At 33.4% G+C, this 12727-nt stretch carries 10 protein-coding genes and 1 tRNA gene; 7 read left to right on the forward strand and 4 right to left on the reverse strand.

Annotation, left to right across the window (positions count from 1 at the left end; translation table 11 throughout):
* The 6 genes from OIU80_RS02435 to OIU80_RS02460 all read left to right on the forward strand — a co-directional run bounded on the left by OIU80_RS02435 (position 1) and on the right by OIU80_RS02460 (position 6083).
* A complete protein-coding gene (locus OIU80_RS02435; protein ID WP_264285502.1) occupies positions 1–582 on the forward strand; it encodes a LemA family protein in 582 nt (193 codons plus the stop codon).
* A gap of 92 nt (positions 583–674) precedes the next feature.
* Positions 675–1112 (forward strand): TPM domain-containing protein, encoded by a 438-nt coding sequence (locus tag OIU80_RS02440; RefSeq protein WP_264285503.1) that lies wholly within the window; start codon positions 675–677, stop codon positions 1110–1112.
* Positions 1112–1912, forward strand: coding sequence for a TPM domain-containing protein (locus OIU80_RS02445; protein ID WP_264285504.1), 801 nt, complete (start codon positions 1112–1114; stop codon positions 1910–1912). The genes OIU80_RS02440 and OIU80_RS02445 overlap by 1 nt, the downstream gene beginning before the upstream one ends.
* Positions 1913–1987: 75 nt before the next feature.
* Positions 1988–2401 carry an RrF2 family transcriptional regulator gene (locus tag OIU80_RS02450; RefSeq protein WP_264285505.1) on the forward strand — a complete coding sequence of 138 codons (414 nt, stop codon included), beginning with the start codon at positions 1988–1990 and terminating at the stop codon, positions 2399–2401.
* 241 nt (positions 2402–2642) lie between these two features.
* Complete coding sequence (locus OIU80_RS02455; RefSeq protein WP_264285506.1) at positions 2643–5192, forward strand: TonB-dependent receptor; 2550 nt, start codon at positions 2643–2645, stop codon at positions 5190–5192.
* Positions 5193–5345: 153 nt separating this feature from the next.
* The gene (locus OIU80_RS02460; RefSeq protein ID WP_264285507.1) at positions 5346–6083 is read left to right on the forward strand and encodes a DUF2490 domain-containing protein; all 738 of its coding nucleotides are present in this window, start codon (positions 5346–5348) and stop codon (positions 6081–6083) included.
* Between the two features lie 258 nt (positions 6084–6341).
* Here OIU80_RS02460 and OIU80_RS02465 read toward each other — a convergent pair whose 3' ends face one another.
* The 4 genes from OIU80_RS02465 to era all read right to left on the reverse strand — a co-directional run bounded on the left by OIU80_RS02465 (position 6342) and on the right by era (position 12438).
* A complete protein-coding gene (locus tag OIU80_RS02465) occupies positions 6342–9083 on the reverse strand; it encodes an outer membrane beta-barrel protein (protein WP_264285508.1) in 2742 nt (913 codons plus the stop codon).
* Positions 9084–9272: 189 nt separating this feature from the next.
* Positions 9273–10583, reverse strand: a complete 1311-nt coding sequence (gene der / locus OIU80_RS02470) for a ribosome biogenesis GTPase Der (protein WP_264285509.1) — start codon at positions 10581–10583, stop codon at positions 9273–9275.
* 333 nt (positions 10584–10916) lie between these two features.
* The gene (locus OIU80_RS02475; protein ID WP_264285510.1) at positions 10917–11438 is read right to left on the reverse strand and encodes a DinB family protein; all 522 of its coding nucleotides are present in this window, start codon (positions 11436–11438) and stop codon (positions 10917–10919) included.
* A gap of 118 nt (positions 11439–11556) precedes the next feature.
* Complete coding sequence (gene era / locus OIU80_RS02480; protein WP_230604533.1) at positions 11557–12438, reverse strand: GTPase Era; 882 nt, start codon at positions 12436–12438, stop codon at positions 11557–11559.
* Positions 12439–12556: 118 nt separating this feature from the next.
* Between era and OIU80_RS02485 the strand changes: the two genes are divergently transcribed.
* Positions 12557–12629, forward strand: a tRNA-Met gene (locus OIU80_RS02485).
* Positions 12630–12727: the final 98 nt, after the last annotated feature.

The following is a 12727-nucleotide window of genomic DNA, read 5'->3' on the forward strand; positions in this document are numbered from 1 at the left end:
ATGAAAAAATGGTTAATACCTGTAGGAATTATTATTGCATTAATAGCTATTATAGCTTTTTGGTCTATCGGAATTAAAAATACTGGTTTAAAGTACAGTCAAGCCGTTAATAAAGAATGGGGTAATGTGCAAACTGCTTACCAAAGACGTAATGACCTTATTGGAAACTTAGTAAACACTGTAAAAGGTGCTGCTGATTTTGAAAAATCAACATTAACTGCTGTTATCGAAGCACGTGCAAAAGCTACCTCTGTTACAATTGACCCAAGTAATGTTACTCCAGAACAATTAGCTCAATTTAATCAGGCTCAAAGTGGAGTTTCATCTTCATTGTCAAGATTGTTAGTATCTGTTGAACAGTATCCAACATTAAAAGCAAATGAAAATTTCTTAAAATTACAAGACGAATTGGCTAGTACAGAAAATCAAATTCTTACTGCTAGAACACGTTTCAATGAATCTGTACAAGAATATAATGGATACATCCTTTCTATTCCAAACAAATGGTTCTTAGATTACAAAGAAAAACCATATTTTGAAGCTGTTACTGGTGCAGATAAACCTGTTGAAGTAAAATTCTAAAAAAGAAGTTTATAACTTTAATAAATGATTTTCAATTGTAGAAGCAATCTCTACAATTGAAAATCATTACTATCCATTTAAAAATAATTTCAATGTCGAAAGTAGAAGATTTTTTAACCAAAGAAGAGGAAGAAGCAATTGTTGAAGCTATTCGCGTGGCCGAAAAAAACACTTCTGGCGAAATTAGAGTTCATATAGAGAAATCAACTTCTAAAGTTCATTACGACAGAGCTTTGGAAGTTTTTCATGAATTAAAGATGGATGAAACAAGTCTTCAAAACGGTGTTTTAATTTATGTTGCCGTAGATGACAAAAAATTTATTATTTGTGGAGACAAAGGAATAAATGATGTTGTACATCCTAATTTTTGGGATTCTACCAAAGAAGCAATGTCATCACAATTCAAACAAAAAAACTTCAAACAAGGACTTATTGATGGTATCTTGGTAGCTGGCGAACAATTAAAAAAATACTTCCCAGGATCTGCTGATGATACTAACGAATTATCAAACGAAATATCTAAAGGATAATGATTATACCCAAACTAAATACCTCGATTTTCCTAAAATTAATCGTTTGTCTATTCTTTACTCAAATAGGTTTTGCTCAATTTACAATTCCTGAAAAACCAAAATTTCAGACTTCTGTTTACGATTATGCAAATGTTTTAAGCCCTGCAGAAAAAGCACAGTTAGAAGAAAAACTCATTCGTTATTCTGATTCTACTACTACTCAAATTGTTGTTGTTACCATCGAAAGCCTTAAAGGGGAAGATGTTAGCCAACTTGCCACCAAATGGGCGCATACTTGGGGATTAGGTCAAGCAAAAGAAGACAATGGAGTTATTATTTTGGTTGCAAAATCAGAACGTAAAATTGCTATTAATCCTGGATATGGCCTTGAGGATAGGTTAACTGCTGGTATTGGAGGTGAAATCATCAGAAACATTATTATTCCTGAATTTAAAGCAGGAAGTTATTACAAAGGTCTCGATAAAGGAGCCGATGCTCTTTTTGATGTCTTTAAAGGCAAATACAAAGGAACCCGAAAACAAGCAGCTGAAGGAGAAAGCTTTCCATTTTTTATATTCATTATAATTATAGCTATTGTCATATTTCTTATGTCAAGAAATAAAGGCGGAGGTGGAAACTCAGGAAATAATGGCGGTGGAGGCCCTAGCCTACTTGACGTTATCATTTTAAGTAATCTTGGCCGAAGTGGCGGAGGTGGTTTTGGAGGCTTTGGCGGTGGATCATCTGGTGGCGGTGGATTTGGCGGAGGCTTCGGCGGAGGCGGATTTTCTGGCGGAGGTTCTAGCGGAAGTTGGTAATTTTTAGTTTTCAGTGACAGTTACGAGTCACAGTTTAAAAACTTATAATATATTTGCAATTCATAATTTATAATAATGTTATCACATAAAGCCAAATATGCTCTTAAAGCATTACTTTATTTAGCGGAGCAAGACGAAAATCACATTTCTAAAACTATAGAAATTGCTGAGGGGGCTAATATTCCTAAAAAGTTTTTAGAGCAAATTTTACTCGATCTAAAAAGAGGCCATTTTGTGAGCAGCAAGCAAGGAAAATACGGCGGTTATTATCTTATTAAATCTAAAAACGATATTACCCTAGCCGAAATTCATCGTCTTTTTGATGGTGCAATTGCACTTTTACCTTGTGCATCTTTAAACTTTTACGAGCCTTGCTCTGATTGTAAAACGGAGTCAGAATGTCATTTAAGACACGGCTTAATGCTTATTCGAGATAAAACTTTACAAGCAATGCAAGGGATTACCATAGCCTCATTAGTGCAAAAATAAAAAAATATATTTTAAATTCTAGTAATTATGTAGAATTTATATATATTTGCCAAAAATAAACACACACTAATTAAAACCAACCCTATGAAATTACGTAAAAAAATCCTTGTTACAAAAACAAGTCGGTTGCAGAGTAGCAACCCAAAACGTATTGTAAAAAACAATAACAGCCTTATTATGTGTATGTGTTAGTAAAAAAATTTAATTTAAATTCTACTAATTACATATACTTAATATAAAAATGAAAAATTCTATAAAAAATACATTTACAGTACTACTAGTTTTAACCTTCTCAATCTCATTTGCACAAAATATTGAAGGCGTTGTTACAAACAGTGAAAACATTCCATTAGAAGCCGCTAACATTGTCATAAAAGGAACAACTTCTAACACAATTACAGATCAAAATGGAAAATTCACCATTGAATCTAAAGGCAAACTTCCATTAACCCTTTTAGTTCAGTATGTAGGATACAAAACTGCAGAAATAGAAATTACTCAATTACCAATAACCACTCCTCTACTAGTAACACTAAACGAAGAAAATGCGCTTATAGAAGTGGTAGTTTCTTCAAGACGCCGAATAGAAAGAGCACAAGATGTTCCTATAGCAATATCAGTTATAACAGGTAAGCAAGCAGAACAAACTGGCGCTTTCAACGTTAATCGTATCAAAGAGCTAGTTCCATCAGTACAACTATATTCATCGAATCCCAGAAATACAGGTATTAATATTCGAAGCCTCGGCTCTCCTTTTGGGCTTACCAATGACGGAATCGATCCTGGTGTAGGTTTTTATGTTGATGGTGTATATTATGCACGTCCAGCTGCAACAACTCTTGATTTTATCGATGTAGAACAAATCGAGGTATTACGTGGACCACAAGGATCTTTGTTTGGTAAAAACACAACCTCGGGAGCATTCAACATTACTACTCGCAAACCAAGTTTTACTTCGGGTGCCGATTTTGAAGTTAGTTACGGAAATTATGCATTCTTACAAGCCAAAGCTTCGGTTACAGGAGCTTTAAGCAGTAAAATAGCAGGGCGTTTGTCATTCTCAGGTACGCAACGTGATGGCTTGATTGATAATATTGTAACTGGCAGAGCAACAAACACACTAAACAATCAAGGAATTAGAGGTCAATTACTTTATACTCCATCAGAAAACACTAATATTATCCTTGCTGCAGATATTACGACTCAGCGTCCAGATGGGTATGCACAAGTAGTAGCTGGAGTTGCTCCAACACAAAGAGCTGCTTACCGCCAATTTAATGCTATTATTGCCGATTTAAATTACAAACTTCCAACTTTAAATGCATTTGATCGTAAAATTGACCAAGATACCCCATGGCGTTCTGGTCAAGATTTAGGAGGTATATCTCTTAATGTAGATTCAAAGATTGGAAATGGTACTCTTACCTCAACCACAGCATGGCGTTTTTGGAATTGGGATCCATCAAATGATAGAGATTTTACAGGATTACAAGTACTTGCAAAATCTCAAAATCCTACCAGACAAACACAAATAACACAAGAAGTTCGTTATGCAGGGCAGCTTACATCTAAAATAAGCGGTGTTGTAGGAGTATTTTTTATTGATCAAACATCAAAAACTAATGGTACTGAAGAATCTGGTAATGCTCAATGGAGATTTTCTCAAAGTTCTACTAGCCCATTATGGAAAACTCCAGGTCTTTTTGAAGGATATGGTATAAAAACCGATGCCAGAATTAGATCATCTAGTGCTGCTGTATTCGGGCAATTAGATTGGGCAATTACGGATCGTTTGCATGTACTACCGGGTGTACGTTATAACTTTGACAAAAAAGAAGCTGATTACTCTCGTACGACTTACGGAGGACTACAAACTACTGATCCAGCATTGCTTGCTTTAAAAAAATCTGTTTATAGCGATCAGGCATTTACATCTGATACTGATAATACAGACTTTTCTGGAAACTTAACTGTGACTTATAAAGCTTCGGATAAAATCAATGGATATGCTACTTATGCAAAAAGTTATAAACCAGTAGGCGTAAACGTAGCTGGACTTCCAACTGATTCAAAAGGACTGCCATTGCTTGATCTTGCTGTAATTAAACCTGAAAAAGTAAATCATTATGAAATAGGAATTAAAACATCTCCTTTCAAAAATTCAATATTCAACTTAGCATTCTTTAATACTGATATTAAAGACTTTCAAACCAATGTTCAAGCTGCCGAATTAGGTGTTAACCGCGGGTATCTTGCTAACGCAGATAAAGTACGTGTAAGAGGTGCTGAACTAGATGCTAGTTTCATAATTAGCAGTCATTTAACCATAAATGGGGCTGCCACTTATACTGATGGTAAATATGTTAAATTCACAAATGCACCGCTTCCGTTAGAAGAAACTGGAGCCCCAGTAGCATTCAAAGATGTTTCGGGAACTGCTTTACCAGGCGCTTCTAAATGGGCAGGATCATTAGGAGGTGAACTTTCTGATAAAGCAAAATTTTTCGGAAATGTTGGTAAAGTTTTCTTAGCAATCGATTCTTACGCTCGTTCTGAATTCTCATCAAGCCCTTCTGCTTCTAAATACTTAATTGTTCCGGGTTATGCAATTTTTAACGCTCGTTTTGGCTTCCGTGCATCCGAAGGTTTATCTGTTCAGTTCTGGGGACGTAACATTTTAAACAAGGATTACTATGAGCAATTATTGCCTGCAGGTGGAAACACAGGACAATATGCAGGAGTATTAGGCGATCAAAGAACGTACGGAGTTACTTTAAAATATTCTTTATAGTACCATCTAAAAATTAAAAATCCATTAACTGGAGTAAGTTTTAAAATAACTTGCTCCAGTTTTTTTATTATTCAAATCACAAAATCGAACTAAAAGCCGATTTATAATCGACATCAATTGTATATATTCGCAGCCTGAATTTATAACAACTGAATGAGATCCTGTAGATTACTTTTTATTCTTGTACTTACAAGTCAATTATTGACAGGACAAACCAAAAAAAATATCGACCAACAAACCCTAGCTTGGGTTAGATATTACAATATAATACCATTAACAAAAAAGTGGTCACTTCACTCTGAATTTGATAACCGAAGTTTTATTAATCCCATTCATGAAAACCTATGGGTTTTAAGGACTCAGGGAAGATATAAAGCCAATAAAAGCATAGATTTAGGCGGGGGATTTGCTTATTTTCATGTCAATACCCAAGCCCCAAATATTAATCTCGATTTTTCAGTTCCAGAATATAGAGCTCAACAAGACATTACGATTATAAATGACATTGCAAAAATCACTTTTCACAATCGCTTTCAGCTAGAAGAGCGCTTTATTCAAAAAGCAAATAAAACCGAATTACTAGATGATTTCTCTTTTTCTTTTCGATTTAGATATCGCTTGCAATCTACTTTTACGATCTGGGAAAAAGAAAAACAAAGCCTTAAAGGAACAATTTCTGATGAAGTATTATTTAATTTGGGAAAAGACAACAAGAAAAATACCTTTGATCAAAATCGGATTTACGCTGCACTGCGCTACCATCCTACCCCAAATATTGGCTTAGAACTGGGGTATTTAAAAAGCTTTCAAAGAAGAGCCAGCGGAGTCGATTTCTATGACCGGGACATCATACGTTTTACTATTTATCACAGAATTAATCGGAAAATGTAAATAGTGAAGAATCTTAGATGTTAGATGTTAGATATTAGATGTTAGATGTTAGATGTTAGATGTTAGATGTTAGATGTTAGATGTTAGATGTTAGATGTTAGATGTTAGATGTTAGATGTTAGATGTTAGATGTTAGATGTTAGATGTTAGATGTTAGATGTTTAAAAATTGGCTAATGCCAATTTTTAACCTTTGCCTCTTTGCCCCTTTCTTTGTCCCTTTGCCCCTTTGTTACTTTGAGCCTTAACACCTAAACCTTTACCCCTTTCTCTTAGATCCTTTTTGAGTAGATGCAAAATTCCCTATTTTATACGATAGCGAAAACATCACATAACGTTTTAAAACTGTATTTTCTTCATCACGAATCGAGGTTGAAGAAATTGTTCTCGTAGCACTTTGGTTTTGATTTAAAAGATCATAGACTTTTACTTTTACAAACAACTTTTTATCCAAAAGACCATAAGACAAACTTGTATTCCACAAGAAAAAATATTTCTTGAAATCACTCGAAATATTAGAATTGTAAGTATATCCAAAATCATTTCCGAAAACCAAATTTTCAGGCCAATAGGTTGTTGCTTGCAAATTGATATTATGAATCACATTAGAAGTAGCATCTCTTGAGGAATTCTCATATTTTGTCTCGTTATAAGACAAACTATATGATGGAGCAATAGTAAGCAGTTCCCCATATTCGTATGACAGATACACTTTTGGCGTGATTGCTGTAGATTTTGCATTGTATAAAACAGCATTTGTATACCCTTTATCAAAAGCATAAGTACCGTTTAATCCCAAACCGTATCTTAAAACATGAGCCTCTTTCTTAATCGACTGATTCCAATTTCCGCCTACAGAAGTGCTATAGGTTCCTGAAATGTTTGTATAAGTAGTGGTTCTTTTTCCGCTATCATCATAAACAGAAGTCGAAACTACATCATTATTATAAAAATCTGCCCGAACAAACATACTATAACCTGAACGTGTACGGAAATCAAAATTTCTAAAATTGAAATTAATACTATTTTTTTCTATTGGATTTAAATCTGGATTTCCTATGATGGTATTCAACGGATTACTCAAATTCAAAACTGGTAATAACTGAATTGAAGTAGGAAGCGAATTAGAATGATCAAACTTAAATGACAAATTTTTGGACTTACTAAACTTGTATCTAATTTGAAAATCAGCATAAGGCAAAGCATATTTTCTATTTAAATCTGTTACTTTATCCAAGTACAAAGAATGATTGTCATAATCAACAATAGCTGTTCTGGAATTCATGTTTACAGTAAATTTACTTTTTTGCCAAGTAATTCCAACTTTAGGGCTAAATGTATTTTGTTTTGAAGTTATATAATTACTCAATGCTGAATTTAAGTTTGAATACGATTCTGTGTCTGCATCAAAATTGAATGTTTTCTCATCGTTTACTGCACTTACAAAATCCAAGTTTGTTCCAAATCGTACTCTTAAAGAATCCGTAATAGGCTCAGTATATTCAAGATCTAACGAATAGGAATCATTAACTGTATTCTTTTTAGTATTTTGATTTCTCTCATCATCCGGTTTGTTATCTTTATAAAAAATAGTCTTCGAAAGATTAAAAGCATCCGAATCATTACTTGTATTATTATTCATAAATACAAAATTCAGATTACGCTTTTTTTTCTCAAAATTCTTATTGAAATTTATAGTATTACTAAAACTATTATTCTCAGTTTCTGAATACGATTTCGAATTACTTTCATTTAAAGACACTCCATTTTCATCTTCAGAAAAACTAGAAGAATCAGAATTATTATTAGAACGAGTTTGCCCTAGCTTTGGAGAAACAAAAATATAAATACTTGGACTGACTTTATATTCTAAGTCAAGATTTACAGTATTTCCTGTGTTTTCATTTCTTGAATTCGATTCAGACCCTGTTACAATGTTCCCTGTAGGTAAAAAACTGGTTTGATCTGATTTACTTGCGTTTTTATTAATTGAATTCGAAAAATTATAACTCGCCGAGGCTTCCAAATCTTTTGCCCACTCATCAGAATAATTAAATCCAACCAAACTCGACTGTGTAATTCCTCTACCTCCTTCAGAAGCTCCTATTCCTCTACTATTTCTCCCGCCTCCCATATTATCAAACACATCATCCATAGCAAATCCAGAAGAATTAATATTATTAGAAGAGGCTAAAACACTTATTTTTTGTTTATTATTAAAAAAATTCATGATAAGACTACTTTCATACCGATCATCAGAACCGTAACCACCTAGAATTTTACCAAAGAAACCTTTGTTTTTCTTTTCGTCTATCGTTAAGTTAATGCTAGAATTATCTGAAGTAGATTCTTGCTTAGACAACTCTTCTTTTTTTGTTTTAAAATCAGATACTTGAACTTTTTTTATAATTTCGGCTGGTAAATTTTTTAAAGCAATCGCTCCATCTTTATCAAAAAAAGGCTTTCCATTTACCAAAAACTGAGTTACTTGTTTTCCGTTTACAGTAACCTTACCTGCATTATCGACTTCAACACCTGGTAGCTGTTTTAATAAGGTCTCTACATTTGAATCTGGACGTACTTTATAAGAAGAAGCATTAAATTCTAATGTGTCCTTCTTCATCGTAATTGGTGCTGCCTCTGTTTTTATGATTACATTATCTAAGGCGTTTACATTTTCGAGTAAATATAATTTCCCATAATCTTTACTTGTTAAAAGCCCCTTTTCTTCTTCATAATAGGGCTGATACCCCATGTAATTTATCTTCAAAAAAACAGGCTTATCGTATTTCTTGGTATTTATTATAAAAAAACCATTTTTATCAGTCGTAGCATAATCAATTACTGTAGAATCTTTAGCTGTAGAAAAATAAACTGTAGCAAGTTCCAGCGGTAGTTGTGTATTAATATCAATGACAGTCCCTTTAATAACAATATCATTTTGAGCACTAACACTATAACCTAAAATAAAAGCCAGCAAGAAGGAGTACAATTTAAACATGTAAGGAATTTTTAATACGGTAAGACCAAAAAAAAGAGCAAAGGTTTAATCTATTTTTATTACTACTTATCATCTATTTTTTTATCCGACAAATAATTTTCTGAACAAAGATAACTTACTAAAGATATAAATATTTCACGATCACACTTCATTCCATAAAAAAATCCCGATTTCTCGGGATTTTTTTTATTATTTCTCTCTAATATAAATATCGATTGGTACTCCTGAGAAGTCCCAGTTTTCTCTAATCTTATTTTCAAGATATCTCTTATATGGCTCTTTAACGTATTGTGGCATATTTGCAAAAAACACAAACTGAGGTGTTGGTGTTGGCAACTGCATACAATATTTAATTTTCACATACTTTCCTTTAGTCGCTGGTGGCGGATATGCTTCGATTACCTTCAACATAAATTCATTAAACTTAGATGTTGGTATTCTTTGTTTTCTGTTTTCAAAAACCTGAACTGTAGCTTCCAATGCTTTTAGCAAACGCTGTTTTGTTAAAGCTGAAACAAAAAGAATAGGCACATCTGTAAAAGGCATTAACTCTTTACGGATTTTCTCTTCGTAATCACGTGTTGACATGGTATCTTTTTCGACCAAATCCCACTTGTTTACCAAGATTACAACTCCTTTACGGTTCTTTTCTGCCAACCAGAAAATACTCTGATCCTGACCTTCAAATCCACGTGTAGCATCAATAATCAAAATACAAATATCTGCATGCTCAATTGCTCTAACTGAACGCATTACTGAGTAAAACTCTAAATCTTCTTTAACTTTTGCTTTACGACGGATTCCCGCAGTATCAATCAAGTTAAATTCAAAACCAAAACGGTCAAATTTAGTATCAATCGCATCACGAGTAGTTCCTGCAATATCAGTTACCATGAAACGTTCTTTACCAATTAATGCATTGATAAAACTTGATTTTCCAGCATTTGGACGACCAACCACTGCAAAACGAGGTAAAACTACCTCTTCCTGAACTGGTTCTGGTTTTACTGGAAAAGATTCGATTAAAGCATCTAATAAATCTCCAGTTCCACTTCCTGAAATACTTGCAAATGTGTAATATTCTCCTAAACCAAGGTTATAAAACTCTATAGCATCTTTCTCACGCATTGCGTTATCTACCTTATTCACTGCTAATAAAACTGGCTTGGTTACTTTACGTAACAAACGGGCAACAATGTCATCCATTGGAGTAATGCCTTCTTCGACATCTACTACAAAAATAATTACATCGGCTTCGTCAATAGCTAATTCTACTTGTTTGCGGATCTCTCCTTCAAAAACATCATCTGATCCACGAACGTATCCACCCGTATCAATTACAGAAAATTCTTTTCCGTTCCACTCGCTTTTACCATAGTTTCTATCACGGGTAACCCCAGATACTGAATCTACAATAGCTTCTCTTCTTTGTATCAGCCTATTAAAAAGGGTTGATTTCCCTACATTAGGTCTTCCTACTATCGCAACAATGTTATTCATTTTTTTGAATTTTAGATCTTGAATTTCAAATTTTAGATTTTTAGTTACCCAAAAACCTAATCACTTGTAGTCCAAAATGCTTTATTTTAATTTTTTGCAAAGGTAGTCTTTTTTAGTTTGTAGTTATCAGTTTTAAGTATTCAGTAAAAAAACTGCTAAAACTGTGACTTCAAACTGAAAACTGACTACTTTTATTAGGAGCTATTTCCAGCTGTCCACTATATCTTTTATGTTTTAAAGAAAAACATAAAAGGATGTCGTTCCCATCTGGGCTAGGCTCAATTATATAATCAACTTTCGATTAACCAATTCAACGGCTAACCTTTTTCAAAATTAACCAATCAATGGTAAATATTTTTTGTCAATAAAATTCAAATGATGAATTTGATGACCAATTATATTAAACCCCATTGCTAGTACAGACATTCTATGTTTCCAGTTAATTCCTGTTTTTAATAAATCCTCAGCATCAAAACTCTTAAATAATGCCGCTGTGGATTGTCTTACAGCAATTAGCTCATCAATGATTTCCTTTATAGCTTTAGAATTTGCTTTGGATTTTCTTGCCATTTCATCTTCATCAAAACTTATAACAAAATCTTTTTCATCTCTGGCAAATCTCAAAGTCCCAGAACATAATAATCTTTCGATATCAGTAATATGCTGGATAATTTCATTAACCGTCCATTTACCTTCTTGATATGTTTTCCCTTTTAATTCTATAAAAGCCGAAATATCCAATAGCTGTAATTGTACTATACTTTTCTCAAATGCTTCTTCTAGTTCTATATCTTCAACAAGATTAATATACCGATCAAAGTATTCTGGCATAGGCTTAATATCCGATTTTACCATCGTTTTCTTAGTTTACAGTAATTAGTATCAGTCTCAGTATTCAGTTACTGTTTAAAGTTTGCAAAAACAATTTCAGAAAACCGCCACTAAATACTGAGACTGTAACTGAATACTAATCTTATTGGTTATACCCAAAACGTTTTAGCATATTCGCATTACTTCTCCAGTTTTTATTCACTTTTACATATAGTTCAATGTGAATTTGTTTTCCGAAGAATTTCTCTAAATCGGCACGAGCTTCTGTTCCAACTTTTTTCAAAGCTGCTCCTTTATGCCCGATGATAATTCCTTTTTGTGTATCGCGCTCCACCATAATCAAAGAACGAATACGGATGATATTCTCATCTTCGAAAAATTCTTCGGTTACGATTTCTACTGCGTATGGTATTTCTTTGCTGTAATTCAACAAGATTTTTTCACGGATAGTTTCATTTACAAAGAAACGTTCTGGTTTATCTGTAAGTTGATCTTTTGGATAATATGCTGGAGATTCTGGTAATAATTCGATAATTCTTCCAAAAACCTCAGGCACATTAAAATTTTGTAATGCCGAAATTGGAAAAATCTCTGCATTAGGAACTTTTTCAGTCCAAAAAGCTACTTGCTCTTCTAATTGTTCCTGATTTGAATTATCGATTTTATTCAATAACAACAATACTGGAATTTTTGCATGGATGATTTTATTAAAGAAAGCTTCATCCTTAAGTTCCTGCTCCCCTATCTCGACCATATAAACTAGGATATCAGCATCTTCAAAAGCCGATTTTACAAAGTTCATCATCGATTCCTGCATTTCGTATGCTGGTTTGATGATTCCAGGAGTATCAGATAAGATTAACTGAAAATCTTCTCCGTTAACGATTCCTAGGATTCTATGACGTGTAGTTTGTGCTTTAGATGTAATGATTGACAATCGTTCTCCAACGAAAGCATTCATAAGTGTTGATTTTCCAACGTTTGGATTTCCGATAATGTTTACGAAACCTGCTTTATGTGACATTTGTGTACTATTTATTCTGCAAAGGTAGTTATATCAAGCCAATACAGAAAATAAAAACATTTTTTTAATTTTTTGTTGAAATATCCAATAATTGGTTATACCTTTGCACCCGAAACAACGCGGGATAGAGCAGTAGGCAGCTCGTCGGGCTCATAACCCGAAGGTCACAGGTTCGAGTCCTGTTCCCGCTACTAAGACAAAGCTTCAGAGAAATCTGAAGCTTTTTTGTTTATATTTACTTTTATAAAACAATCAGTATAGTTTATGATGCTTTGATCCAGATTGCGAG

The organism is Flavobacterium frigoritolerans (assembly GCF_025847275.1).
GTDB classification, from domain to species: Bacteria; Bacteroidota; Bacteroidia; order Flavobacteriales; family Flavobacteriaceae; genus Flavobacterium; species Flavobacterium frigoritolerans.